Source organism: Haloarcula terrestris, from assembly GCF_031624315.1.
GTDB lineage: Archaea > Halobacteriota > Halobacteria > Halobacteriales > Haloarculaceae > Haloarcula > Haloarcula terrestris.
This window is the reverse complement of sequence record NZ_JAMQOM010000003.1, coordinates 467,050-491,746: the sequence shown is the minus strand read 5'-3', so window position 1 is coordinate 491,746 and position 24,697 is coordinate 467,050. Positions and strand designations below refer to the sequence as shown.

General features: G+C 65.8%; 25 protein-coding genes. 12 read left to right on the top strand and 13 right to left on the bottom strand.

Annotated features, from left to right (window positions below; translation table 11 throughout):
• Positions 1-47: 47 nt before the first annotated feature.
• From NDI54_RS09605 to NDI54_RS09580, 6 genes are all read right to left on the bottom strand, one after another.
• A complete protein-coding gene (locus tag NDI54_RS09605; protein WP_310896228.1) occupies positions 48-443 on the bottom strand; it encodes a DUF2237 family protein in 396 nt (131 codons plus the stop codon).
• 74 nt (positions 444-517) lie between these two features.
• Entirely contained in the window at positions 518-1,711 is a 1,194-nt protein-coding gene (locus NDI54_RS09600) for an AAA family ATPase (RefSeq protein WP_310896227.1), read from the bottom strand.
• Positions 1,712-1,801: 90 nt separating this feature from the next.
• The gene (locus NDI54_RS09595) at positions 1,802-3,226 is read right to left on the bottom strand and encodes a DUF7519 family protein (RefSeq protein WP_310896226.1); all 1,425 of its coding nucleotides are present in this window, start codon (positions 3,224-3,226) and stop codon (positions 1,802-1,804) included.
• Positions 3,227-4,597: a DUF58 domain-containing protein gene (locus tag NDI54_RS09590; protein ID WP_310896225.1), complete on the bottom strand. Its 1,371-nt coding sequence runs from the start codon at positions 4,595-4,597 to the stop codon at positions 3,227-3,229.
• Positions 4,598-5,542, bottom strand: coding sequence for a DUF7269 family protein (locus NDI54_RS09585; protein ID WP_310896224.1), 945 nt, complete (start codon positions 5,540-5,542; stop codon positions 4,598-4,600).
• Positions 5,539-7,575 carry a DUF4129 domain-containing protein gene (locus NDI54_RS09580; protein WP_310896223.1) on the bottom strand — a complete coding sequence of 679 codons (2,037 nt, stop codon included), beginning with the start codon at positions 7,573-7,575 and terminating at the stop codon, positions 5,539-5,541. Before NDI54_RS09580 ends, NDI54_RS09585 begins: the two co-directional genes overlap by 4 nt.
• A gap of 255 nt (positions 7,576-7,830) precedes the next feature.
• Here NDI54_RS09580 and NDI54_RS09575 point away from each other — a divergent pair, with 255 nt between their 5' ends.
• Positions 7,831-8,376 carry a hypothetical protein gene (locus NDI54_RS09575; protein ID WP_310896222.1) on the top strand — a complete coding sequence of 182 codons (546 nt, stop codon included), beginning with the start codon at positions 7,831-7,833 and terminating at the stop codon, positions 8,374-8,376.
• A 37-nt stretch (positions 8,377-8,413) separates the two neighbouring features.
• Entirely contained in the window at positions 8,414-8,749 is a 336-nt protein-coding gene (locus NDI54_RS09570; RefSeq protein WP_310896221.1) for a hypothetical protein, read from the top strand.
• On the opposite strand, the gene NDI54_RS09565 is transcribed toward NDI54_RS09570, so the two are convergent.
• Entirely contained in the window at positions 8,746-8,973 is a 228-nt protein-coding gene (locus tag NDI54_RS09565) for a ribbon-helix-helix domain-containing protein (protein ID WP_004518043.1), read from the bottom strand. The two genes, NDI54_RS09570 and NDI54_RS09565, sit on opposite strands and share 4 nt — an antisense overlap.
• A 73-nt stretch (positions 8,974-9,046) precedes the next feature.
• Here NDI54_RS09565 and NDI54_RS09560 point away from each other — a divergent pair, with 73 nt between their 5' ends.
• The 5 genes from NDI54_RS09560 (at position 9,047) to NDI54_RS09540 (ending at position 15,094) form a co-directional block, all read left to right on the top strand.
• The gene (locus tag NDI54_RS09560; protein WP_310896220.1) at positions 9,047-10,393 is read left to right on the top strand and encodes an MFS transporter; all 1,347 of its coding nucleotides are present in this window, start codon (positions 9,047-9,049) and stop codon (positions 10,391-10,393) included.
• Positions 10,394-10,496: 103 nt separating this feature from the next.
• Positions 10,497-10,844, top strand: a complete 348-nt coding sequence (locus NDI54_RS09555; protein ID WP_310896219.1) for a hypothetical protein — start codon at positions 10,497-10,499, stop codon at positions 10,842-10,844.
• A complete protein-coding gene (locus tag NDI54_RS09550; protein WP_310896218.1) occupies positions 10,841-12,448 on the top strand; it encodes a methyl-accepting chemotaxis protein in 1,608 nt (535 codons plus the stop codon). Before NDI54_RS09555 ends, NDI54_RS09550 begins: the two co-directional genes overlap by 4 nt.
• Before the next feature lie 132 nt (positions 12,449-12,580).
• Positions 12,581-13,267, top strand: a complete 687-nt coding sequence (locus NDI54_RS09545; protein ID WP_310896217.1) for a glycosyltransferase — start codon at positions 12,581-12,583, stop codon at positions 13,265-13,267.
• Positions 13,268-13,309: 42 nt separating this feature from the next.
• Positions 13,310-15,094, top strand: a complete 1,785-nt coding sequence (locus NDI54_RS09540; RefSeq protein ID WP_310896216.1) for an ArnT family glycosyltransferase — start codon at positions 13,310-13,312, stop codon at positions 15,092-15,094.
• 31 nt (positions 15,095-15,125) lie between these two features.
• On the opposite strand, the gene NDI54_RS09535 is transcribed toward NDI54_RS09540, so the two are convergent.
• From NDI54_RS09535 to NDI54_RS09520, 4 genes are read right to left on the bottom strand one after another with little or no spacing between them, the layout of a single operon-like run.
• Entirely contained in the window at positions 15,126-16,148 is a 1,023-nt protein-coding gene (locus NDI54_RS09535; RefSeq protein ID WP_310896215.1) for a lysylphosphatidylglycerol synthase transmembrane domain-containing protein, read from the bottom strand.
• The gene (locus tag NDI54_RS09530) at positions 16,145-17,002 is read right to left on the bottom strand and encodes a polysaccharide deacetylase family protein (RefSeq protein ID WP_310896214.1); all 858 of its coding nucleotides are present in this window, start codon (positions 17,000-17,002) and stop codon (positions 16,145-16,147) included. The genes NDI54_RS09535 and NDI54_RS09530 overlap by 4 nt, the downstream gene beginning before the upstream one ends.
• A complete protein-coding gene (locus NDI54_RS09525; RefSeq protein ID WP_310896213.1) occupies positions 16,995-17,381 on the bottom strand; it encodes a DUF2304 domain-containing protein in 387 nt (128 codons plus the stop codon). Before NDI54_RS09525 ends, NDI54_RS09530 begins: the two co-directional genes overlap by 8 nt.
• Before the next feature lie 2 nt (positions 17,382-17,383).
• Entirely contained in the window at positions 17,384-18,058 is a 675-nt protein-coding gene (locus NDI54_RS09520) for a glycosyltransferase family 2 protein (RefSeq protein ID WP_310896212.1), read from the bottom strand.
• Between the two features lie 185 nt (positions 18,059-18,243).
• On the opposite strand from NDI54_RS09520, the gene NDI54_RS09515 reads away from it, so the two are divergent.
• The 5 genes from NDI54_RS09515 to NDI54_RS09495 all read left to right on the top strand — a co-directional run bounded on the left by NDI54_RS09515 (position 18,244) and on the right by NDI54_RS09495 (position 23,050).
• Positions 18,244-18,666 (top strand): cobalamin B12-binding domain-containing protein, encoded by a 423-nt coding sequence (locus NDI54_RS09515; RefSeq protein ID WP_310896211.1) that lies wholly within the window; start codon positions 18,244-18,246, stop codon positions 18,664-18,666.
• Positions 18,663-19,712 (top strand): methylmalonyl Co-A mutase-associated GTPase MeaB, encoded by a 1,050-nt coding sequence (gene meaB / locus NDI54_RS09510; RefSeq protein WP_310896210.1) that lies wholly within the window; start codon positions 18,663-18,665, stop codon positions 19,710-19,712. Before NDI54_RS09515 ends, meaB begins: the two co-directional genes overlap by 4 nt.
• A gap of 302 nt (positions 19,713-20,014) precedes the next feature.
• Positions 20,015-20,776, top strand: coding sequence for a hypothetical protein (locus tag NDI54_RS09505; protein ID WP_310896209.1), 762 nt, complete (start codon positions 20,015-20,017; stop codon positions 20,774-20,776).
• Positions 20,773-22,026, top strand: coding sequence for a DCC1-like thiol-disulfide oxidoreductase family protein (locus NDI54_RS09500; protein WP_310896208.1), 1,254 nt, complete (start codon positions 20,773-20,775; stop codon positions 22,024-22,026). Before NDI54_RS09505 ends, NDI54_RS09500 begins: the two co-directional genes overlap by 4 nt.
• 82 nt (positions 22,027-22,108) lie before the next feature.
• A complete protein-coding gene (locus NDI54_RS09495; protein WP_310896207.1) occupies positions 22,109-23,050 on the top strand; it encodes an alpha/beta fold hydrolase in 942 nt (313 codons plus the stop codon).
• A 3-nt stretch (positions 23,051-23,053) separates the two neighbouring features.
• On the opposite strand, the gene NDI54_RS09490 is transcribed toward NDI54_RS09495, so the two are convergent.
• Positions 23,054-23,440, bottom strand: a complete 387-nt coding sequence (locus NDI54_RS09490; protein ID WP_310896206.1) for a Zn-ribbon domain-containing OB-fold protein — start codon at positions 23,438-23,440, stop codon at positions 23,054-23,056.
• Positions 23,437-24,603, bottom strand: a complete 1,167-nt coding sequence (locus NDI54_RS09485; protein ID WP_310896205.1) for a thiolase domain-containing protein — start codon at positions 24,601-24,603, stop codon at positions 23,437-23,439. Before NDI54_RS09485 ends, NDI54_RS09490 begins: the two co-directional genes overlap by 4 nt.
• Positions 24,604-24,697 lie beyond the last annotated feature (94 nt).

The following is a 24,697-nucleotide window of genomic DNA, read 5'->3' as shown; positions in this document are numbered from 1 at the left end:
CGGCCCAAGCGAGGGGGCGGACCCTCAAAAGTCGTTCGCGCCGTGACTCATTCGCCGGCTGCATCCACATCCGAGTCAGCATCGGCAGCGTAGCCTTTCAGCGTCTCCAGATCGATATCTTCGAGCACGTCCTCGCTTGTCGCTTCGAGATTGACCGGCGGTGCGCGCCCATCTTCGTGGGCCTCTATCCAGCGCGGAACACAGACACACCAGTGGTCGCCGGGGTCGAGTCCGGGGAAGTTCAGTTCCGGTCGCGGCGTCACGAGATCGTTGCCCTGGGCCTTGCTGTACTCCAGGAACTCCGCGGTCATCACGGCACAGATCTCGTGCCGGCCCGGGTCGCGCTGGAGCGGGTAGCAGTAGCCGTCGCGCATGAACCCCGTCTCCGGGTCCATCGAACACGGGGCCAGCTCCCCGCCGAGGACGTTGCGTTCGCTTTCCATACTCTCTCTGGCTGTTCCGCGGAGTAAAGGCGTTCGACTGTCGGCGTTCGAGAACGGAGTGTGCCGAGACGCCGTTACTCCTCGCGTTGCCGGTGATCGGCCGACGGGTCCGGCTGCTGTTGCGGCTCTGGTGAGCCCGTGCTCCCGTTCTGAACGCCATCCACGCTGGTGTCTGCATCTCTCGATGCTGGCTCCGTCTCGGGTCCGGAAGATACGTCCGAGGGAGTCTCACTGTTGATAGAATCGGCCTCTGAAACGCTCGCTCCAGGTGCGCTCTCGTCGCCGTCGGGCGCATCGGGCGACACCGCGGGCACGTCGACGGTCTCCAGCGCAGCCTCTACCACGTCGCCATTCTCGACTCCCTCGACCGTCGCCTCGGTCGTCAGCACGAGTCGGTGGCTCATCGTCGCCGTCGCCAGGCGCTTCACGTCGTCCGGCGTGGCATACGAGCGGCCGCCGATGACCGCGCTGGCCCGGACGGCCTCGAACACCCGCTGGACGCCCCGCGGCGAGACACCGATTTCGGTGCGGTCGTCCTCGCGTGTGGCTCGGGCCAGGTCGACGATGTAGCGCCGGACCTTGGTGTCGACGCGGACATCCTCCGCACACTCTTGCAGGGCCAGCACCGTCGCCGGGTCCACAGCCGGTTCGACCGACGGCGCAATCGTTCGCCGATTGGCCCGGCGGTCGAGCAGCCCCATCTCGCCCTCGACATCGGGGTAGCCCATCGCCGTCTTTACGCTGAAGCGGTCCCGCTGGGCCTCGGGGAGCTGGAAGGTCCCCTCCTGTTCGACGGGGTTCTGGGTGGCGATGACGACGAACGGCGTCGGGAGCGGATGGGTCGTTCCGTCGACGCTGACTTGGCGCTCCTCCATCGCCTCCAGCAGCGCGGCCTGGGTCTTGGGCGGGGCGCGGTTGATCTCGTCGGCCAGCACGACGTTCGAGAACACCGGTCCCTCGGCGAACTCGAAGGCCTGCTCGTGTTCGTTGTACACGTTCGAGCCGGTCACGTCCGCCGGCAGCAGGTCGGGCGTGAACTGAATGCGGTTGAAATCGAGCCCGAGCGACTCTGCGAGGACGCGCGCGAGTACCGTTTTGCCCGTCCCGGGTACGTCCTCGACGAGGACGTGGCCCCTGGCGATGACACCGGCGAGCGTTTCGAACAACACCCGCCGCTCGACGACGACCGCCTCCTCCACCCGTTCAACGATATCGAGGCAATGGCTCGATGCTGCCTCGACACCCAATCCCGTCGATGACTCGGCCATGCTCCATGCGTTGGCCTCGGACGCTATGAATCTGTGCCATCAGCTGTTGGATTTACGCTCAGGGCGGGAAACGAAGCGGTCCTGCACCGCTTAGCCGCGTAGCGGCGCAAGCAACAGCAGGACGCCGAGGACCGCGACCGCCATCGCTCCCGACGACCCGATGGCCGTTCCCGCGCTCTGTCTGGCTAGTTCGACCGCGCCGAAGCCGAGGATACCGAGGCCGCCGACACCGACGGCGAACACGCCGTGGTACAGCTCAAGCCGTCGGGTCTCCGGTCGATGGCCCAGCTCCGCTGTCAGCCCAAGTCCGTAGGTGCCAACGTCCCAGGCGACGAGGCCGCCGACGACGCCACCGAACACCAGCAGCGTGGGGAGGTCCGCTTGCGCTGCACCGATACTCGCACAGATGAGTCCCGCGGCGGTCAGCGCGGCAGGGGCCGCCCGCTCGGGTAGCAGGCCGACCTTGAGCGCACCGAGGGCGAGGACGAGCAGGAGATAGACGGCCAGCGGGAGCAAGACCGCGCCGGCGAAGACGGCGGCGGGGTTCGCCGAGACGATACTCAGCCGGACCAGGACCGGGCCCAGCAACAGGAGGTAGCCGAGCGCGGCGACGCCGGCCCCGACCGCTCGGACGGACGCTTGGTCGAACTCGGTGGTGAACGTTCGGAGGACGAACGCCCCCGTCGCGGCCAGCAGTGCGCCCACTGTGACGGCTGCGATCGGCCCGAGGACGAGCCAGGACGACAGCAGCCCCACGACGGCGCTGAACGGCGACGTGGCGAGGACTCGGTCAAGCGGCGTAAAGACCACCACGAACGGGGTGAGGACGGTAAGGACGCCAGCGCCCAGCCCGACAGCGCCGAGCACGCGCTTATAACGAGCGAGCGTCGCTGCCCGCTCCGCCCGGCGGCTCCGTGCTGTCAACTGCAAGACTGGGAGCTGCCACAGGGCCAGGAAGAGGCAGATCGCCGCGACGAACACGAGCGCGCCGAGGCCCAGGGCGGCAGCGACCGGGGACGTTGCGCCGACGACTGCTGTCAGGAGCCGCCAGCAGACCCACGCGATGCCGGCGGCCAGCACCAGAACGACGATGCCGACCACCGCGAACAGATACGAGAGGGCGCTGCTCACGGTTGTCGACACCACCGTCTCCGTGTCGAGAACGTTCGTCCAGCTGGTGGCAACGCCGCCCATCGCCAGGACGACGCCGCCGATCAGCGCGGTTTCAACCGGCGAAATCACGAGGGAGACGAGGACGCCGGACGCCGCCGGGAGGAAGCAGAGGTGGCCGATAACCGTCGGGCCGAGCGACGCACGGTCGAGCAGCGTCATGCCGGCGACGGCGACGCCCGTCAGCAGCGCGACCCCACTGAACAGTTGCGGGTCGCCCCGGAGGACGCCGGTCGCCAGGCCAAAGGCGGCGACGACGAGCGCGGCGATGGTCAGGCTCGTCGCCCGTGGTCGCCCCTCGTCCCCAACGGCCGAGGGCGTATCGAGTCGTGGACCGCCGACCATTCAGGCCCCACCTCCCGGCTGGACGCCGCCGCCCGGTCGCCGCGCCTCGACGGCGAAGGCGTAGTCGAGGATGAGCGGGAGCGGCGTCCCGCGCCGCCAGTCGATTGTCCTGGCCCCGGTCGCCTGACACCGTGCAAGGCGGGTTCGACGGCGGACGTGCTCGTGTTGCCCGCTGACCGTACTCGCGGCCGTCACATCCGGGGAGAGAACGGTCCGTGCGGTGTCCAGGGCTGCCCACCCTTCCATCGCCGTCATCGGGCCGTCGTCGAGCATCGGGGAGACGAGCACGAACTGCGAGCGTGGCCCGGCCAGTTCGATCACTTTTCGGAACTGCTGCTGTGGGTCCACCTCGTCGGCTTTGGTCTCGTCCGTGTCACTCCCGCCTCCATCCTCCCCGTTCGGCCCGCTCTCAGCGGTGTCAGCAACATCGGCGGCCTCCTCCAGCAGGTCGATTGCCCGCGACCGCTGGTCGCTGCCGTTGCCGGGCGGTATCCAGGCCAGTCCGTCCGGCCCGTCGCCGTCGATGCCGACCACCGCGAGTCCGACCTCGTGGCCGGCCTGCAAGAGTGAGGTCAGCGCATGCGTCGTCGCGTACGCGCCGAGTTCGACGGCGGTGGGCCGGCCTGGCCCGGCGGTCACCCGCGACGGGGGGCGGGCGTCGAGGACGAACACGACCGCCGTCGACACCCACTGCTCGTAGTTGACCGTCGACAGGTCCCCGCGCTTGGCGTAGCTGCGCCAGTCGATACGCCCCGCCGGGTCACCGCGCCGGTACTCCCGCGTCGAGTGGAAGGTGAATCCGTCGCCGGGGTCGCTGGTCGTGCGCTGCCCGACGCGGTCGTTGCCCTGGTCGGACAGCGGCGGGGCCTCGGCGTCCAGCCGGCAGACGAGCCGGTCATCGCCATCCGGGGTCCGCACTATCGTTGCGACCTCACCGGCACCGGTGCCGCGGGCGCGGAGCCGCGGCGGCTCGAAGTCGTGGTCGCCGCGGCGGGCGATAAGCGTGTATTCAAGTGTGAGTGACTCACCGGCGGCCAGCGTCGCGCCGCCGCGGGGCGATCCCGCGATCACCGAAAGGTCCCGCGGAACGCCGTCGACGACCCGGAGATCTGACACCGGCCGCTCGGACTCGTTGGTCACCGTCACCTGCACCGAGACGGGGTGGCCCGGCGGTGCCGGTGTCGGGTCGACCGCCCGCGAGACCGTGATCTCCGCCGGCACGGTCGCGGTCGAGACAGCCCCGTAGGCCAGATACGAGAGCGGAAGCCCCGCGGCGAGCAGGAGCGCACCGTTGCCCGTCCAGACGCCGGCCCCGGCGAGCGCCAGCGCGGCCACGATCGCCCCGCGCCACCGTGCCCGTCTTCGCCCCATTCAGTCACGCACCTCCGTTACGTCGCCCCTGACGGCTGCCCAGTCGTCCGTTGCTGTGGTGTCGCCCCCGTCTTCCTGAGCGTTCTCACTCGGCCCCAGTTGCGAGTCGCTCGCCGCTGTTTCGGTGGCGGCATCGGCCGTAGCCGCCCCCTCAGTCGTCGATTCACCAGCCCTCTCATCAGGCCCCGTGCCAGATCCGATTTCTTCACGAGTGGGGAGCGAGCCGTCGACGGCCCGCTGGAGGGTGCCGTCGGCCGCCCGCTGCAGGTCCGCGACGCCGGGGGCGACCACCGGCACTGGTCGCGGGGCCTGCTGGCCGACGACCGAGGGGAGGGCGTCGTTCGCGGCGGCGCTGACCGCCGCCATCGCTCGGGCGCTCCGTTGCCGGACGGCCTTTTCGGGGAACAGCCAGGCTCGGAGCCGGGCGCGCAACGGCCGGTCCGGCGGCGTAACGTCTTCGTCGAGGACCGCCGCAGCGACCGGGTCGTCCGTCCAGGTTCCCGCGGCGAGTTGCCGTTCGATCGTTTCGTGGTCGTGGCCTCCCTGTACCAGCGCGTCGGTGAGTGTGGCACGGAGCGGCTCCCGGACCGAACCGAGGCTCTCCGCGACGGTCCCGCCCTTTCGGGCCTGCGCGGCCGCCGCCTCGACGTGCTCGGCCAGTTCGGCTCCGGAGACCGTTTCTTCGGCCGGCGTGGTCTCCAGATGCTCTCTGGTGAACTCGTCGTCCTCGGCCCACGGCGACGCGGACATTTCGGGACTGCCCGGCGTCCGCCAGAGCTTCCACAGCGCCACCAGCAGGCCGACGAGGAGTGCGAACCCGCCTGCCACGCCCGGCCCGCCGACCGCCGGTTCGGGCGTCCCGATCAGCGCGACGACAGCCCCGCCGGCCACCAGCAGCAGGCCGACCACCGCGGCGACGCCCAGCGTGACGTGACTGCGGTTCATCCTTCCTCCTCCGTGTCGCTCGCATTCACGAGCGCGTCGTACGCTTCGCGGGCGCGGTCACGGCGGCTTTCAGTTGTCTGGCCGCCGTACTCAACCTCCTCGAACGCCCGTGTCAGCGCTTCCACGGGCTGGCGCGGCAGGCCACGCTCGATGGCGGCCCGGGACACCTCCCTGGGCGTCCGCGTGCGCCAGCGCCCAGGGACGACCCAGCGCGCGAACGACCGCCAGAGGTCCCGGAGTGACGGCCCCGAGCCGGCGGTGGCCGACGCCGATCCGGACGCGGTCTCCGCCTCGCTGGAGGGCGAAGCGACCGATGCGGACTCGCCGCTGGCGAATCGGTAGTAGCTGTACACCGCGACCGTACCGACGACGACTGCCACGCCCAATATGACGCCGCCGGCGATGCCCCAGCGGACGTATGCAAGGGCTGTGGCGGCTCCCGACACACCGGTGGCCGTGAGGCGCTTCGGCGTGATCGCACCGCTACCCCGGGCGATAGCCCGCGGTGCGGCCGTGCAAATCCACGTTCGGAAATGACGGCCCAGCACAGACAGCGACGGCCGGCGTGATCCGCCCCACGTCAGCAGGCGGGCAACTGGACCGCCGATCCGGCTCAGGGCCGTTTCGATACCAGTCACGAGACGAAGGACGACGCGCTGTGTCCAGGTGGTGACGCCGGCCACCGTCGTCCCGGCGGATGCGACCACTGCGGAAACCCCGTCGCCGGCTGAGAAAGCCGCTTTTCGGTAGTGGTACAGAGCCGCGACGCCGACCACCCCGAGCCCGATGAGGAGGCCGCCGCGGTCCCAGAGGACGGCGACGAAAAACAGCGAATCGAACACGGCCCACACGATGCCGACCGCTCGGCCGACGCCACGGCCGTACAACAGCACGGCTATCGGAACCGTGACAACGGTCAGCACGAACAGTCCCAACCCGAGAGCGATTGTCCCGGCGTACGCGGCCCACACCGATGTGGTGGCCGTTTGTCGGTCCGTCGCCGCTGTGACCGTCTGCTCGGGGTTCGCCGGGAGCGTGTACGCGACGGTCCCGTTCCCACCGGTCGTCCCGTGACGCTGCCCGTCGACCGTGATCGCCGCGTTCTCGACCGGTTCGCCGTCTCGTGCGGTGTGGATACGGGCCGGATCGCCGGGCACCGGCAGCAGTTCCGGCGATCTGACACGGACCGTGAGGTCCAGCACGTCAAGCCGGTCTCTCCCACTGAAATCCCCGCGGGAGACCGCCACGGACGCGCTGTCGCGGTCCGGAACCGTCAGTTGGTATCGTCCGTCATCGTCCGTCTGACCGATGGCGTCTCCGCCGACACTGACGGTTGCGTTCCGCATTGGCACGCCGTCGACTGTCGCGACCAGCGAAACGGTCGAACCCGGATACGGCTCCCCGGAAATCGTGACGGAGACGTGCCCAGCGACGCTGTACTGGCCGGTGTCCGTGTCGGTATCCGATGGCGTCTGCTGGGGGGCTTGCTCGTCCGTTGTTGTCGAGTCGACCGTGCCCAGCACGCGCTGGCGAACGGTATCAGACCCGCGTGGGGCGGCTGCCGGCGCAGTGTCTGGGGCGTCAGGGACCGACAACCGGTCGCCGCCCACACCGAGACTGGCGGCTGGTCCGCCTTCGCCGGCCGTCGTGAACTCGCAGGACGCTGCCCTGGGTGTCTCGACGGTGACGTTCAGCGACCGCTGGTACGGCACCTGTCCGGACACGAGTCCGCTCTCGTTTGTCCGGCCGACGTACTGGTCGTTGAACCAGACCCGGGCCGAAACGACGGGGTCGAAGTCCCGTGACACCTGTACTGCCAGCGTGTCGCCCGGCGTCGGGTCCGCTCCGAGACGCACAACGCAGCCATCTGCCGCCGCCGACGCGTCGCCGGACCCGCCGCTGTCAAGTCCCGTGTTCGAGGCGGGCGGCGGGGCCAGAAACGACGCGACGAGGAGCCCGACGAGGCCCAGGCTGACCAGTACCAGCTGGCGCCAGTCGACGCCGCCCCGCCGCCCGTCGGATGCTGTTCCCACTGTACTCTCCTATGAAACGAGTGCCCACCGCGACACTCGCTATCCTTTTCAGGGGAATATGTGTGAAACGTAATGAATCCTCGGCATGTATCGGTCGTGGACGGCCACGGGAGCGACGCCAACGCGGTTCCAGGCCAGCGCCACCGGTCTCCATCGAAGTGGGGCTGGAACGGTACAGTGGGCGGGTTGATTCAATAGCTGTGGCAACCGGGACCGATGGGTTCATTCTGACCCAGGCCAAACGGGAGACTGACAATGCGCGTTCGCGACTGGCAGGACATTCTCGAAGACGTGATGGAGAGCAACGCCAACTCGGGGGACTGGCGTGCCGTCGGGGGCGACCGCGCGAACGGAATCGGCGAGGACATCTACTTCGGTCACCCCGACGCCGGCGTCTACCAGCTCAAGACCTACGCGAAGAACCCCTTCGAGGTACAGGGCGTCGGGTCGAAAGTGGCCCGCCGAATCGACGAGGACATCGACCCGCTGTTCCCGACAGACGGGTCGGGTATCTTCGGCGTCCAGCAGGGACCGGAAGACGAGGACGACGCCAAGGAGCAGGCCAAGAACCTCGAAACGGTGCTAGAAACCCATGCGGACGCACCCACGTCGCCACAAGCGCTACTGGAGGACATGATGGACGCGATGGACTCGCCCGCCTACGGCCCGATGGAGTTCGACCACCACGACCGACCCGACCAGATGAACGACCTCACCGAGACGTTCGAGGAAGCGGAGGAACTACTCGACGCGGAGTTCGAAGACGTGATCGAGGAAGACGTAGAGCGGGGCTTCTACTGATGGCCCAACAGACACACGCCGACGCCGGAGGTCGCTGATGGTCGGCCCCTCGGTGACAGACGCCGACCGGCAGCGGTTTCTCAGATACATGCAGGTCGGGTTCGCGCTCCTCGTCGGCGTCTCGATGGGACTCGTGACGCTGTATGGCGGTGCCGACGTGCTGCTGGTACTCGGCATCTTCGCCGGTGGAACCGCTATCGGCGGCCTCCTCGCGTGGTATATTATCCCGGAAAGCGTCGCAGAAACGCCCTACGAGTCGTTCGACAGAGGTCCGAAACCCGGCGCACGAACGAAACAGCGCCGGCAGGGGAACGACGGCTCCGGACAGCGCGGGGCTGACGACGACGGCAGACTCTCGCGGAACCGCGACTAGAGGAAGTCGTCCTGCATCGCGGGGTCCTGCTGTTCGGAGGCCGTTTGGTCGAATATCTCTTCGTCGAGCGTTTCGGTCTCTTCGGTCGTCGTGTTGTAGGCCGAAATCCCTCGCTTCAGGAGGTCTTCCACGGCCTGGTCACGGTTGAGGAACTCGCCCTGTTCGACGAGTCGCTGGATGTCCGAGTCGACCTGGTCCGGGAGTGACACCTTGATCTTGCTCACACTTGCCGCCTATACTGTTCGGACATAAAAACCCACCCCCGATTTTGCGTCGGTGGAAATCATCCGCGCGCGAATGCGCGGAACCGCCACACACTTGTCGACGGCCCCCACGACCCACAGTGTGAACGCGAACGACCGAGCGATCACCGCGCTGGTCATGCTCGCTCATGGCCTAGTCCACACGTACGAGATGGCGGTCCCGATCTTCGTCGTCATCTGGCTCACCGAGTTCGACCTCATCAACCTCGGTATCGCCCAGTTCGACGTGACGACGGCGACAGTCGGCATTATCGTGACGCTGGGCTATGGCTTGTTCGGGGCGGGCGCACTCCCGGGCGGTATCGTCGTCGACCGCATCGGCTCCCGGCGACTCATCACGGGCTGTTTGCTGGGCATGGGCGGCTCCTACATCCTGCTTGGACTGGCTCCGAACATGGTCGTCGTCGCACTGGCGCTGGTCCTCTGGGGCCTCTCGGCCAGCGTCTACCACCCGGCCGGCCTCTCGCTCATCAGCAAGGGCGTCGAACAGCGCGGGACCGGTCTGGCGTACCACGGCGTCGCCGGGAACCTCGGTATCGGCCTCGGTCCGCTCGTCGCCGCGATTCTCCTGCTGGTCGCCGAATGGCGGACGGTCGCACTCGTCCTCGGGGTCCCTGCGCTGCTCGCCGCCGTCTACGCGTCCCGAGCGAACTTCAACGAGACGGCGGCAGTGGCGGCGACCGACGGCGGTTCGAAGGCCAGCAGCGGCATCGACTCCCTCGGGGAATTCCTCACGGAGAGCAAACACCTGCTGACCGGGAGCTTCCTCCTTGTGTTCGTCGTCGTCATGTGTTCGGGGCTGTACTACCGCGGCGTCCTCACGTTCCTTCCGGAACTACTTCGGGACCTGCCGGGCTTCGAACCGATTCCGATAGAGACGCTACTGCCTCCCAGCGTCCTGTCGGCGCTCGGCATCGAGGCCGGGTCCGGACAGACGCTCAAGCCACAGGACTACTTCTACGCCGGCCTGTTGCTCATCGGCGTGCTCGGCCAGTACGCCGGCGGCAAACTGAGCGACCGTATTCCCGTCGAGTACGGCATCGTCGGCTCGTTCCTGGTGCTTGCGCTGCTTGCGGTCCTGTTCATCCCGGTGTCGGGTATGGGCCTCGGTCCGCTGGCGGTGCTGGGCGCGCTGCTGGGGGTTGCCCTGTTCGTCGCCCAGCCGCTGTATCAGGCTTCGGTTGCGGAGTACACGCCCGCTGGCACCCGGGGACTGTCGTACGGCTACACATATCTGGGGGTGTTCGGCGTCGGCGCACTCGGCGGCGGGCTAGCCGGGTCGATTCTGGCGTTTGCGAACGCAACCGCGCTGTTCGCCACGCTTGCCGGCATCGCGCTCGTCGCCGTCGCCGTCGGAATTGCGCTCACACGCCGGCTGTAATCGAGTGACGCCGTTTTCGGCGGTTCGGAAACAGCCGGGACGTTTTCAATAGTTGTAATGGGGCGGTAACCTATATCATCACCTCTAATCTCATTTCAGGGGTATGCAATCCGGCCTGGCCGCGTTAGACCCACATAAGGCTGTATTACCCATTATCGCACTTATCGGACTCGTCCCGGTGCTGTTGCGATACCGACGGAGTTCCCGCCTGTTCGTCGTCGGCTACGTGCTGTTGGTCGTGGCGACAGTCGTGACCAACGTCGAGAACCTGTTTCTCGGCACGGTGCTCAACTACGCCGAGCACTACCTCGGGCTGATGGGGTCGGGCCTCGCGTTCCTGTTTGCGGCGTACGTGCGCCGGAAACAGGTCCTCGGGGACGACGACGACGGCGCTGAAGCCGCCGCGGACGGCCAGGAGGTCGCTGCCGACGGCGGGAGCGCAGAGGTGTGAGCGCGCCAATCATCTTCGCGGACTTCGTCGCGGTCGCCGCATACGCCGCGACGGTGGCGCTGGGTATCAAGACCTACCGCGAGACCGACCTCGACTCGGGGTTCTGGGCGAGCTTCTCGTTCGCCGCGGCGCTCGGGTTCCTCTGGACCGGCGTCGTCTTCCTCGAATGGGTCGGCGTCGCCGGCGCGATAATGGACGCGCTGGGTACCTCGCTGCTGGCCGTCCTTGTCGGTGTTGTCGCTATTTCGTCGACGGGGACCATCGCCACCGTCGAGGACCTCAAGACAGCCACGCAGGAGGCGGCGAGCCGGCGCGCCGAGGCGGAGCGACAGCGCGCAAGTGCCGAGGAGCAGCGGAAGGAGGCCGAGGAAGCCAAACAGCAGGCAGAGGAGGCCCGACAGGACGCTGAGCAGGCAAAGCGGTCGTCCGAGGAGCTGAACGACCACCTTCGGGAGAAAGCCAAATCCTTCGGCGCGGCGATGCACGCGGCCGCGGACGGGGACTTCACGCAGCGGATGGATCCCGAGAGCCGGACGGCGGCGATGACCGAAATCGCGACGGCGTTCAACGATATGATGGAGACGCTCTCGGAGACGCTGACGACAGTCACGCAGTTCGCCGGGCAGGTCGACAACTCGACGGACGAACTCAGCACCAGCGCCGAGGAGGTTCGGAACGCGAGCCGGGAGGTCAGCGACAACGTCGAGGAGATCGCCTCGAACACCGACCAGCAACACGACAACGTCCGGCAGGTCACCGACGAGATGACCGACCTGTCCGCGACCATCGAGGAGATAGCGTCCTCGACCGACGAGGTGGCAGAGATGTCCACACAGGCGTCCGAACTCGGGTCCGTCGGCAGCGAGCACGTGAGCGACGCCAAATCGGAGATGGAAGCCATCGAGCACCAGGCCGAATCGACCATCGACAACGTGGAGTCGCTTGACGCCGAGATGGAGCAGGTCGGCGAAATCGTCAGCGTCATCGAGGCAATCGCCGAGCAAACGAACATGCTGGCGCTCAACGCCTCCATCGAGGCCGCCCGCGCCGGCGAGGCCGGTGAGGGCTTCGCTGTCGTCGCCGACGAAATCAAGGGCCTCGCACAGGAGACCGGCGAGGCGACGCAGCGCATCGCCGACCGCATCGAGACGATTCAGGCGTCGACGGACGAGGCCGTCGACGGCATCCACGAGATGGACGAGCGCGTCGACAACGGCCTGGAGACGGTCGACGAGACCATCGGCGTTCTCGAAGACATCCTCGAACACGTGGAGGATGTCAACAGCGGTATCCAGTCCGTCGACGACGCGACCGACGAACAGGCCGCCTCCGCGGAGGAAGTGGTGGCGATGGTCGAAGAGTTCGACACGATGACCGAGCGGACGAGTTCCGGCGCTCAGACCGCGGCCGCGGCGGCGGAAGAGCAGACGGCAGCCATCGAGGGCGTGACCGAGGACGTGGTCCACCTCTCTGACCAGGCCGATGACCTCTCGGAACTGCTCAACGCCTTCGAGTTCGCCGCGTCCGGTGGCACCGACCCCTCGGCGGCGACCGGCGACCGAGCGCCGGTTGCCGACGGAAGCGGTCGGACAGAGCAGATCTGAGGCGGACTGCGACGGTTCTTTTCGCGGTGACTGCTGGTTCTGTCGAACCGGATCTCAGGTGCGCTCCGACCGTGAACCACGCTCTGGTCCATCGGATGGTATTTGTGTCTGTACGGTGTAGCGGCTCTCCAGATGGACGCCGCAGTTATCGTCCCGGCCTACAACGAGGCGGAGTCACTGGCCCGCTGTCTGGCTCCCTTCGAGTCACAGCCGGTGGAACTGGTCGTCGTAGTCGGCGGCGACGACGGCACGGAGGAGGTGGCTCGGAACACCCCCTACGTCGACACCGTCGTTCGGTGTGACGAGGGTGGGGCCGGGATCGCGAGGAACCGCGGAGCCGCGGCCGCGACAGCCCCGATCTTGCTGTTTACCGACGCCGATACGGTCGTCCCCGACGACTGGGTCTGCCTGCATCTCAGACATTACACCGACGACGAGGTGGTGGGCGTCGGCGGCCCCGCGCGCCCGCTCGAAGACAGCCTCAAACACCGCGTGCTGTTCAAACTGCTGTCGGACTACTGGTATCGGGTGTCCTGGCCGCTTGGCTTCGTCCAGCAACCGGGCTTCAATTGCAGCTTCCGGGCCGAGGCTTTCGAAGCCGCGGGCGGCTTCGACGAGGAGATCCCGTTTATGGAGGACACGGAGCTCTCACTGCGGATGAAAGACTATGGCCGGATCGTCTACGACGCTGACTCCTGTGTGTCAACGTCCGCCCGAAGGGAGGCCGACGAAGGGTATCTCTCGCTGTTTGCGAAGTACGTCCGCGGGTACGCGAACCACTACATCCTCCGCCGGGAGTTCGATGCTGAGTATTTCTGAGAAGGGCAGCCTTTTCACCACACCCACCGGAGCAGTGACACGATGAGTGGCTGGCGGACCCTCCCCGAGAGCGCCGTCGAACAGGTTCGGTCCGACGTTCGAGACGATCCGTATCTCCGGTATATACTGCTGCTGTCGGTCGTCATGGTCGGCTTCTGGTTCTGGCACCGCATCCCGAACTTCGCCACCCGCGACGAGTACAGTCGCCTGCTAGACGCGATGACCGTCTACGGCTCGGTCCTCGAAGAACCAAGCTTCGAGGGCCTCAAAGCCGGCGTCGAGTGGGGCCGAGCGCCCTTCGGCGCGACGCTGTACCTGTATATACTCGCCATCTTTCCCGTCGTGCTCGTCGCCGCGATAACCGGTGATCTGGGCGCGTTCACGACCATCGCCTTCCCCGGCTGGGCATTCGGCCACTACGAAGTCTGGGCCGCCACGCCCGAGTGGATCTGGACCTGGAGTCTCGTCTTCGTCCGCCTGACCAACGTCGTCGCCGCACTCTGTGCCGTCTACCTTACCTATCGCCTCGGCGTCGCAATCGAGGGCCGCAACGCCGGCCGGCTCTCGGCCGTCGTGCTGTCGCTGACCTTCGGCTTCCTCACGATCTCAAAGGAGGCCGGCGAGGACATGCCGGCGCTCGCGTTCGTCCTCCTCGCGCTGTACCTGCTGATCCGCTACGTACAGACGGACGACGGGTCGCTGTTTCTGGTGGCGAGCGCTGCCGGCGGCGTCGCCATCGCGTTCAAACTCACGGCCGCGCCGGTTATCCTTCTCATCGGCGTCGCCTTCCTGTTGCGCGCCCACGCCGCCGACGCGCCGCTGACGGAGACGCTGTATCGTCCGAAGCTCCTGCTGAGTGGTGCACTGCTGGGGTTCGCCATGATTATCCTCGGGTTCCCGACCGCACTCGTGGCGGGAGCCGAACCGTTCATCGAGCGAGTGTTCGGCGGCTCGACCTCGCGGATGAGCCATACGACGGGGCCCGACGCCCCGATGTGGTGGTGGTTCCTCCGGGGCTACTTCAGCGCGCTCGGCTTGCCGCTGTTTGCCGCAGCCGCCGCCAGCGTCGTCGCCACTGTCGCCACGTTGCGTGACCGCGGCTCCGCCTTCCACGGCACTGTCCTCGTCCTGACGGGCCTAACGGCCTACATCGTGATGTTCTCACAGTGGCACGACTTCCGTGTCCACCACCTCCTGCCGACGTTCCCCCTTATTGCCTTGCTCGTCAGCGGTCGACTGGTGCAACTCCGCGAGCGCTCGACCAGTTTCGCTCGGCCGGTGATGGCCGTCCTGCTGGTGACGACGGCCGTCTACGCCGGCGTTGGGACCGCGCAGTTCGCGTCGATGCCCCGCGACGAAGCGACGGCCTGGCTCGAATACAACAGCGAGGAGGGCGACGTGGTCGAGACCTACCGCGTCCACATTCAGGACACCGCCATCCCGCACTCGATGCCCGCCCGGTACTCCTTTGATGAGGACGACGCCCAAGGGGCGATGCACTGTCCGCGGTACATCCAGATCGGGTATCGGGATCTGCTGTATCTCAAAGAGGACACCTACTACCGAAACGGCGATGCGCAGGCCACCTACCTCCGGAATCTCTTGAACGAGGAGGAGAACTACGAAATCGTCGCCGAGTTCGGGGAGCGCCCGCCGAACTTCGTCCCCCAGCGGCCGACGCCGGGCTCGTTCACCGATCTGCTTCGACTCGGCGTCGTCCCGCACACAGACCAGTTCGCCGACGAGCAGGAACTCGCGGCGAACCAGTACACGCTCATTCTGGAGCGCACCGGCGAGTGCGACCCGGAACGCGATCCGCCGTTCTAAGGCCTTCTTCCCAACTGACACTCAGCCCCGGCTACTCCGCCGTCAACGGCGAGAGGTCGAGCCGCACCGAAGGGTACCAGCCCGCCAGCGACGGCAGGTAGATACCGAGGAACCGGTCGACGAAGATGATGGGGACGATGACCTCGGCTGGGATGCCCAGCGCGACGAACACCGCCGTCGCCGTGGCCTCGGTGATGCCGATGCCGCCCGGCGTCAGGGGCAGGAGCGTCACGCTGTAGGCCACCAACAGATACAGTGGCAGCGCCACGAGCGGCTCGAACGCCGTGCCGAAACTCCCAAGCAGGAGGCCGACGCGCACGCCGGGCGCGAGGACTAGGTCGACTGTCCAGCCGACCGCGTAGCGGAGCCACACCCCTGGCTTGCCGACGAGCGTCCGGAAGGTCGTGGTCGAACTGTCGGTGAATTCGAGCAGTCCATCGAGACGCGCCGCGAGCGTCTCGCCGACGCGTGGGATCCGTGCCGCAACCCCCGATAGCCAGCCGATGAGCCGGTCCAGAGAGGAGAGGTTGAGGCCGCCAAACAGTATCGCGAGACCGGCCGCGAAGTACAGGCTCGTCGCAAGCGCCAACAGCGCGAGGAGTTCGACCCGGAGGAGTGGGATCGCCAGGACAAGTCCGGCGGTAGCCGCGACGCCGTAGTAAAGCGCGAAGATGCCGGTGTGCAGCGCCGACGCCGCCGCGGCGTCGCTGTAGGCCATCCCGGTCTGGCTCCGGAGGACGAACGGCGCGGCCAGCCGCCCGGAGAGCCGGGAGGGGAGCAACTGATTGACGAAGTTCACGATGAGCGTCGTCCCGGCGGCCGTCCGGAACCGGACGGGAGCCAGCGGGGACATCACCGAGTACCACGAATAGGCCCGGCCGCAGATGCCGAGGACGCTGATAGCGACAATCGCAAGCGTCGTCTCGATGCTGACACCGGCGAGCAGGTCGACCGCGCTGGCGATGTCGAACTGCGTGAGCAGCCACGCCAGCGCCACGACGGCGATCCCGTACTGGGCGACCGTGATCCCCAGATCACGAGCCCGACTGGTCACACTGTCTCGCCCCTCTGTAGATGTGTCGCGGCCGTTTCACCATCCTCCAGCACAGCCCGTGCGGTCGTGAATTCGAAGTCCTGCTTGAGAATCCGCTCGACGGCCCGGCGCATCCAGTCGCCGGTCCTGACGTACACCCGCGTCGGTACCCCTTCGACGGCTGGCAGGTCCACCAGTTCCCACGGATGGACGTACAGCATCGGCGTGATTCCCCGGCGGGCGAGCAGTTTCATGCCCAGAATCGTGTACCGCGGGCCGAAAAACCGGAGCCAGGTCCCGGTCAGGGGCAACTGCAGGCCGGGCATGACGCTGGCCGGGAACTCCGTGATGGTGGCCGGCGCGTCCGCCCGAATCTCCGTCGCCGGAACGGGTTCGTGAACGTCGTACTCGCCGCCGTACCAGCCCGGAATCGACCGGCTGGAAACGACGCTCGAATCGTAGGTGTAGCCGGTGTCGGCCAGCAAGTCGAAGTGGTCGTCGGTGATGTCGAAGGCGGGCGCGCGGAACCCGGAGACAACGTCGCCGGTGACCCGCTCCAGCACCGCCTTCGACTGGCTTAGTTCCGCTCGTCGTCCGTCGCTGTCGAGGTCCGAAAGTAACTGATGGGTGTGCGTGTGGGAAGCGATTTCCAGCCCCGAGTCGGCAAGTGCCCTAACTGCGTCGGGGTGGGTTTCGGCGACTTCCGACACCACGAACGCGGTCGAAGTCGCGTCGTACTCCGCGAGTATCTCCCTGAAAAACCGGCCGCCGTCAAGGCCGACGCCGTCGCGGTCGGTCGTCCCCGACGCGCTTCGGTAGGCCGGCGTCTGGGTGAACAGTTCGAAATCTATCGACAGCACCGCGCGATTACTCATCCTGCGTGTCCTCGGTCTGTAACTGGTGTTCCTCCAGTTCGCTCCGGAGGAGACTCAGCTCCTCGTTCAGCCGCGACAGGCGGTCGTACATGTGGCCGATGCGGTTGAGCAGGTACGTCACCGCCACGAACAGCGTCAGGTTCGAGATGACGAGGATGGCCCGGGCTTTCAGTTCCAAGCCCAGCACCCGCGCCACGATTTCGAACACGTTGGGCACGATAGCGACGACGATGAGTCCCGCGCCAAGCAGTAGCGACATCACGAACAGCTCTAGCGATTCCCGTTCGCTCCTGACGATGACGTAGCCGTTCGTGAGGAAGGCCAGTCCGACGACCAGCGACAGGAGATTGACCAGTGAGTAGTCGAATCCAAAGACCATGATTAGCGAAAGAGGAGGACGCGAAACACCGTGTCAGTCATGCGAATCGGGTAGAGGACGAGCGTGTCGAGGCTGAACTGCGACTCGCCCTCGTCCCGAATCGGCATCTCTATCGATATCTCTTCGATCCGCTGGCCGCGCTGGGCCGCATCGAGCGTCTGCTCGACCGCCCAGTGGTTGTCCGAGCGATGGAGGATGTCTTTCAACGCCGACACGCGGTAGACGCGGAAACCGCTGGTCACGTCGGTAATGTCGATACCGCCGAGTTTGCGAACGACGGTCGTGAAGAAGGTGATACCCAGCCGCCTGATGAGCGGGTAGTCGTCGATGCTCTCGTTGAGGTAGCGGCTGCCGATGACCATGTCCGCGTCCTCGGCGTGGTCCAGCAGGGTCGGGATCTTCTCCGGGTCGTGCTGGCCGTCGGCGTCGACCTGCACGACGAAGTCGTAGTCGTGGCGGATGGCGTACTGGTAGCCCGTTCTGACGGCCCCGCCAACGCCGGTGTTGAACACGTGCGTAACGACGTGTGCGCCGTGTTCTCGGGCTATGGACGCGGTGTCGTCCGTCGAGCCGTCGTCGACGACCACGACCTCGTCGACGTACTGGCTCGTTCCGTCGATCACCGACCCGATGGTGCTCGACTCGTTGTACGCGGGGATGACGGCGACTGTTCGCACTGTTGGAGACGCCGCGAGCGGTGAACTTAGAATTGTCGTTCCGTGAACTCGTTTCGCCGTGGTCCCCTCGCTTGGCTTCGACCGGACAAGACAGGACAAACCGACTGCCGTGAGGGGGCTGGTAAATAACATGGTTCATCATGAACATGGTAAGAATGAAAACACACCGCGCGGTACGTACTGCCATGAGTGTCGAGCAGGAGCAGACGGAACGGACCATCAGGTGTCTGGTGGCGAAGGTGGGACTCGACGGCCACGACCGAGGCGCACACGTCATCGCGCGGGCGCTCCGGGACGCCGGCTTCGAGGTGATCTACTCGGGCCTGCACCGCGCACCGGACGAGGTCGTGCAGGCCGCCGTACAGGAGGACGTGGATGTCGTCGGCATTTCCATTCTCTCGGGGGCACACAACACGCTGGTCCCGAAAATCCTCGACGGCCTGAAGGAGTACGACGCCTTCGACGACCGGCTGATCCTGGTCGGCGGCATCGTCCCGGACGACGACAAGGACGAACTCCGGAACCTGGGCGTCGACGAGATATTCGGCCCCGGCGCGTCGATGGAGGAGATGATCGACTACATCCACGAGCACGCGCCCGAGCGATGAGCGACCTCGTCGAGGACCTGCTCGCGGGCAAGCACAGCGCCCTCGCCAGAGTCATCACACAAATCGAGAACCGTTCGCCGGGGTACCGGGAGATAATCTCCGACCTCCATCAGCACACCGGGACCGCCGACGTTATCGGTGTTACCGGCAGTCCAGGCGCGGGCAAGTCCACGCTGGTCGACAAGGTGGCGGCGACCTACCGCGAGCAGGGCCTGACCGTCGGCGTCATCGCTATCGACCCGTCCTCGCCGTTTTCGGGCGGCGCGGTGCTGGGCGACCGGATTCGGATGGCTTCGAACGCCGGCGACATGGACATGTTCTTCCGGTCGATGTCCGCCCGGGGCTCGCTGGGCGGGCTGTCGACCGCGACGACGGACGCCGTCACGGCCCTGGACGCCTTCGGCAAGGACAAGATCATCGTCGAAACGGTCGGCGCGGGACAGAACGAGGTCGACATCGTCCGCACCGCCGACACCGTCGCCGTGCTGGTCCCGCCGGGCAGCGGCGACGACGTACAGATGCTCAAGGCCGGTATCCTCGAAATCGGTGACGTGTTCGTGGTCAACAAGGCCGACCTCGACGGGGCCGACCGGACTGTCCAGCAACTCCGGGAGATGCTACAGGGTCGGAGCGGACGGCCGGAGACCGGCCACCACGGCGCGACCGAACTCGCTGACGACCACGGTAGCGAGGCCGCCGGCGATTCCGACACCGAGGACGACGATGACGCGGCGGAGACGTGGAACCCGCCCATCGTCGAGACGGTCGCCAACCGGGGCGAGGGCGTCGAGGACTTTCTGGACGCGCTGGCCGACCACGGGGACTATCTGGATCGAACCGGTCGCCGAGAAGGACAAGCCAGAGAGCGCTTCGCCGCCGAGATTCGGACCCTTCTCCGGGAGGACGCCAACGAACTGCTGGCCGGAGAACTCGACCGACGAGGCGGCATCGACAGCTACGTCGACGCCGTGATCGAACGCCACACGGACCCGTACACGGTCGTCGATGAAATCCTCACACCGCTTCGAGACTGTCTCGACGAGTGACGAAAGTAGCGCTCATCGCGTTAGCTCCCGTCACGGGGCGGCTGTTCCGGCACCCGAACCGCAAGTAGCTGGGGCGATTATCCCGACACGGGTCAGAGCGTTTCCCCGTGTCATCAGTCTGCGGGAGTGGCGGTCTGTTCAAACTGTCTCTACTGACTAGTAAACGGACTATACTAATTAGTTCATGCCTTGGTTGAATGATCATGCTCGGTTTTCAGTACCGCGAATGCGGTAGGTGGCGAGCCATGACGATTGACAGCCCACCGCTCTGTCCGAGAGCCCGGAATGGAGGTAATGGCTGAATGCCCGGACCACTCAAACCGGTGACGACTGTGTTGCTGGATTTCGCCCTCCAGTACACCCAAGTGCTGGTCCCGCTCTTTTTTATTGGATTCTTTTTTGCGACTGCCGTCGCGATTACGTTTCATCGGAAAAGGTACGTCCGGAAAGGCTACGTCGCCGGACTCGTTTCGGCGTTGCTCGTCACCAGCATGATACTCAGCTTCGCCCCGCTGCCGCTTGTCCACTGGCACAAGTTCTCGAGCCCGCAGGAGCAGACACAGACGCTGTATCAGTACCGGGTCGTCGATACCCAGAACAATGAACTGGCGTTCGACGCAAAAGCGACGCTCTCGGGTGACGCCGGTATGTCGATGCATCTACTGCATCATTCGCACATGTCTAGGTCGCCCCAGGAGCGGCGGGTAGTCATGCAGCACCTATTGAACGAGTCCCGCGATTACCGGTCCCATCTCGAAGACCCCTCTATGCTTCGGTTCCTGCGATTCCCACCACATAGCGGTGTCTGGACCCAGTGGCGGCCCGAAACCATCGACGACTATGACCGTTTTGTCGGGATTCGTCTATACAAAATGACAGTGACCACCTCATCTGACGGGCAACGAATCACGAGCCTCTCTGAGACGATGCTCGACGAGCATTTTGAGAGAGAGTCGAACGGGACGCGAGCGTCCACAGGCAATGCCGACAGTGCAGTCGCTCGCACAGACAGGGCCCAGCCGCCGGTCAAGCAACCGTCAATCCGTGCGGAGGTACCGGCATGAAGTTCGTCAATTACGTGCGGAACCCAATCAGGGACTCACCGATAAATACCGCGTTCGCGCGCGTGTTTCTCGCCTTCTACTTCTTCTGGAAAACAGTCTGGTACGACTGGCGGCAACTCTATGACATCCCTCTCGTGCTGTACGAGGGCTACGCGGTTCTTATCCCTCCGTCTCCGACTATCATGGTCGCCGAAAAGTACCTGTTGCTGATCACACTCACGGCGTTCGCCGTCGGCTATCGGCTGCGGCTCTCGTCGCTAGTGAGTGCGGTTATCGTCGGTCACATGGGTGTTGTTCGGTACGTTTATAACACGAGCGGCGGCACGACCGCGCTGTTCATCGGGATGTACATGCTTGTCTTCTTCGGGCTGTATCGGCATCGGGACCGACTGTCGGTTGACGCTATCCGGTCGGCCGGGTCGGGCTCGCCGGCGAGCTTGGTCGATAGGCTGACTGGTTCCGTCTCAGACTCTTTCCGAGCGGACGCGCTCCGTTGGAGCTTACTGGTGGTCGGTATCATTTACTTTGGGTCAGGATTCGCGAAGGTGGTCAACGGTCCGGTCGCATGGGTCGCCCCGGAGAACCTGAGCCGAACGCTGCTACTCTTTGATTCGTTTATGCCGGGTTCGAACCCGCTCGCCGAACCATTACTGGGCTACCCCGTTCTCGTCACGCTCGCCGCTATCGGGACCCTCGTCTTGGAGCTGGGCCTGCTGATTACGCTGCTGGCAGGCGTCGGCGTTACCACCGTAGTCCTGGGGCTGTATGGCTTCCACGTCGGCATCTGGCTTTCGCTCGATATCGTCTTTTTCGACTCTATTATGTTTCTCGGGCTGTTTTTTTCTTGGGACCGAGTGTATGCCGCCCTCGCGAGCGACCGAGAACTGACCCTCGTGTTCGACGAACACTGTCTCTTCTGTGCTCGTAGCCTCCTCCCATTCAAACTTCTCGACGTGAACGAGCGCATCACGTTTCACACGCAGTCTACGGTTCCGGAGCGATACCGCGAGCTTGACGACGTGGACTTCGAGAACGCAATGTATGTCTTCGACGAAGATGACCGGCCCTACGCCGGTTACCACGCATTCCGAGAGCTACTGCGCCAATCCAAGCTGTTCGCGCCGCTCGTCTTTCTCACAGGGCTTAGCCCCGTTAGCCGCGTTGGAACCAGGGTGTATCGATATATCGCCGACAACCGAAGCCAACACTTCGCTTGTGCATTCAATCAGCAGAACGAGCTGGAATCGTGACTCCCTTAGACACCCGACCTCGCGTGACGGCGCGAAGTGTCCCCCTACGTATAACATGGCCCGGTTCCCTACAAACGCTTGTATGAAACTCCGCAAGGCGCTCGGTGCAGTCGTTGGCGCGGTCGGCGCGACAGCCGCCGCAAACCGCGTGCTGCAGTCACGGGCCGGCGCGTTCGAGCCGATGCTGGACGGGGAACAGGGGACCTACCGCTGGCGCGGCTTCGACATCGCCTACACCGAGGCCGGTGACCCATCGGACCCGGACCTCGTGTTGTTCCACGGTATCAACGCCGCAGCCAGCAGCCATGAGTTCCACACGGTGTTCGAGACGCTGGCCGAGGACTACCACGTCATCGCGCCGGACCTGCCGGGCTTTGGGCACACAGACCGGCCACCGCTTTTGTACTCGGCGTCGCTGTACACGGCCTTCGTCCGGGATTTCATCGAAGACAACACCACCGACGCGACCGTCGTCGCGTCGTCGCTGACCGGGGCCTACGCCGCCAGCGCGGCACAGGAAGTCGACGTTACAGAGCTCATCCTCATCTGCCCGACGGACAGTTCGATGGGGAGTCGCAACGTCGGGCTCCGCTCGCTGCTGCGGGCTCCCGTCATCGGCGAGGCCATCTACAACCTCACCGTCTCGAAGCCCTCTATCCGCCACTTCCACGCCGATCACGGCTACTACGACATGGACAACCTCACCGACGAGGTCGTCGATTACGAGTGGCAAAGCGGTCACCAGCCCGGCGCGCGCTTCGCGCCGGCGTCGTTCGTCACCGGCTTCCTCGACCCCGAGGACGACCTCGGCGAGGTGCTCGCGGGCCTTGACGTGCCCGTGACGCTGGTGTGGGGTGAGGACGCCGACATCACGCCGCTGTCGGAGGGCCGCGACCTGGCCGAACAGGCCGACGCGATGCTCGTCGTGTTCGGTGATTCGCTGCTCTTGCCCCACGTCGAACACCCTGGCGAGTTCGTTGACGTGGTTCGGGACAGAGTGACTTCGGTAACGGTCGAGAACTGAGATTCAGCGCGGGCGGAACACGACGGCTCTGTCGCCAGTCGTCACCCGCTCGCCGACATCGATTCCGACCAGGTCGTCGATGGCGACCTCGTCCGGGTCCACGTCGTGGACGAGGCCCGTGACCGACACCGGCCCGAAGTCAGCGATAGCGGTGACGTAGGGGGCGTCGTCCTCGAACTGCGGCGTCGGGACGGAAATCGTCGTGTGGCTCGCGATCTCGCCGGATTCGGGCAGGTCGACCTCTTCGAGGTCTTGGTCGTGACAGCGGGGACACACCCGCCGGGGCGGGAGCCACCCGTGGCCGTTCGAGCATTCGAGGTAGTAGCCGTCGCCCGATTCGATGCTATCGAGCCACTCGTCGTACTCGCCGTCTTGTGCTGATTCGCTCATTCTTGCACCTCCATGACGTGGACAGTCGTAGACGCGACGGTGCCGCCGGCGTTGTGGGCGACGCCGACGGTCCCGTCCGGGACGGCGTCGGCCCGCGGATGTGACCCGTCGAGCACCCAGGCGACCGTCGCCAACTGGGCGACACCGGTTGCGCCGACCGGGTGGCCCTTGGCTTTCAGCCCGCCAGAGAGGTTTATCGGCAGGTCGCCGTCGCGTGTCGTTTCGCCGTTGCGGGCCGCGGCGATGCCCTCACCGCGTTCGTAGAAGCCCAGTGACTCGATTGCGAGCACTTCAGCGATGGTGAAACAGTCGTGGACTTCGGCGAAATCCACGTCGTCGGGGTCGACGCCGGCGTCGTCGTAGGCCTCCTCAGCGGCCTTGTCCGCGGCAGGTGTCTGGGCCAGGTGGGGGCGGTCCTGCAGTGCGAGGTTGTCGCCGCCCTGGCCGGTGCCGGTGATGGCGACCGGGGCATCCAGATCGTGCTCCGCAGCGTAGGACTCCGTCGTCAGGACGGTGGCGGCCGCCCCGTCGGTTATCGGACAGGAGTCATAGAGCCCGAGTGGGTCCGCAATCGTGGGGGCCTCCAGCGCGTCCTCGACGGTGATTTCCTTCTGAATCTGGGCGTGGTCGTTGACCAGCGCGTGCTCGTGGTTCTTGACGGCGATATGAGCGAGATCTTCGCGTGAGCCGCCGTACTGGTCGAAGTACGACCGGGCCATCAGCGCGTACGCCCCGGGGAAGGTCATCCCGGCGCGGACCTCATAGAGGTCGTCCGCGGCGATGGCGAGTGCGTCCGTCGCTGCGGCCGTCCCGATGTTGGTCATCCGCTCCGCGCCACCGACGACGACGACCTCTGCTTCGCCGTTCCGGAGGGTTTTGACGCCCTCGCGGATGGCTGCGCCGGCCGACGCACAGGCCGCCTCGACGCGAGTGGCTGGGACATCCAGCCCGATGGCCTCGGCCATCAGCGGCCCCTGATGGCCCTGGTGTTCCGCGAGTTCTCCCATGAAGTTGCCGTAGTAGAGGGCCTCGGCGTCCTCCGGGTCGATTCCGGCGTCATCCAGTGCTTCCAGCCCGGCCTCGGCGAACAGATCTCGGCCGGTCCGTTCGGGATGTTCCCCGAAGTGTGTCACGCCGGCCCCGGCGATACGTGGGTCTGACATTATGAGCCAGTGTGCGCTGACGGCTTAAATGCCTACTGCTCAGGTGCTTAATTAGTGCATAATCGCGGTCATGAACGGCTGAAAACGGAGTATA

Coding starts and splice junctions, on each gene's coding strand:
- NDI54_RS09605 (WP_310896228.1), bottom strand. CDS start 443: ATGGAAAGCGAACGCAACGTCCTCGGCGGGGAGCTGGCCCCGTGTTCG.
- NDI54_RS09600 (WP_310896227.1), bottom strand. CDS start 1,711: ATGGCCGAGTCATCGACGGGATTGGGTGTCGAGGCAGCATCGAGCCAT.
- NDI54_RS09595 (WP_310896226.1), bottom strand. CDS start 3,226: ATGGTCGGCGGTCCACGACTCGATACGCCCTCGGCCGTTGGGGACGAG.
- NDI54_RS09590 (WP_310896225.1), bottom strand. CDS start 4,597: ATGGGGCGAAGACGGGCACGGTGGCGCGGGGCGATCGTGGCCGCGCTG.
- NDI54_RS09585 (WP_310896224.1), bottom strand. CDS start 5,542: ATGAACCGCAGTCACGTCACGCTGGGCGTCGCCGCGGTGGTCGGCCTG.
- NDI54_RS09575 (WP_310896222.1), top strand. CDS start 7,831: ATGCGCGTTCGCGACTGGCAGGACATTCTCGAAGACGTGATGGAGAGC.
- NDI54_RS09570 (WP_310896221.1), top strand. CDS start 8,414: ATGGTCGGCCCCTCGGTGACAGACGCCGACCGGCAGCGGTTTCTCAGA.
- NDI54_RS09560 (WP_310896220.1), top strand. CDS start 9,047: ATGCGCGGAACCGCCACACACTTGTCGACGGCCCCCACGACCCACAGT.
- NDI54_RS09555 (WP_310896219.1), top strand. CDS start 10,497: ATGCAATCCGGCCTGGCCGCGTTAGACCCACATAAGGCTGTATTACCC.
- NDI54_RS09545 (WP_310896217.1), top strand. CDS start 12,581: ATGGACGCCGCAGTTATCGTCCCGGCCTACAACGAGGCGGAGTCACTG.
- NDI54_RS09540 (WP_310896216.1), top strand. CDS start 13,310: ATGAGTGGCTGGCGGACCCTCCCCGAGAGCGCCGTCGAACAGGTTCGG.
- NDI54_RS09530 (WP_310896214.1), bottom strand. CDS start 17,002: ATGAGTAATCGCGCGGTGCTGTCGATAGATTTCGAACTGTTCACCCAG.
- NDI54_RS09525 (WP_310896213.1), bottom strand. CDS start 17,381: ATGGTCTTTGGATTCGACTACTCACTGGTCAATCTCCTGTCGCTGGTC.
- NDI54_RS09515 (WP_310896211.1), top strand. CDS start 18,244: ATGAGTGTCGAGCAGGAGCAGACGGAACGGACCATCAGGTGTCTGGTG.
- meaB (WP_310896210.1), top strand. CDS start 18,663: ATGAGCGACCTCGTCGAGGACCTGCTCGCGGGCAAGCACAGCGCCCTC.
- NDI54_RS09505 (WP_310896209.1), top strand. CDS start 20,015: ATGCCCGGACCACTCAAACCGGTGACGACTGTGTTGCTGGATTTCGCC.
- NDI54_RS09500 (WP_310896208.1), top strand. CDS start 20,773: ATGAAGTTCGTCAATTACGTGCGGAACCCAATCAGGGACTCACCGATA.
- NDI54_RS09495 (WP_310896207.1), top strand. CDS start 22,109: ATGAAACTCCGCAAGGCGCTCGGTGCAGTCGTTGGCGCGGTCGGCGCG.
- NDI54_RS09490 (WP_310896206.1), bottom strand. CDS start 23,440: ATGAGCGAATCAGCACAAGACGGCGAGTACGACGAGTGGCTCGATAGC.
- NDI54_RS09485 (WP_310896205.1), bottom strand. CDS start 24,603: ATGTCAGACCCACGTATCGCCGGGGCCGGCGTGACACACTTCGGGGAA.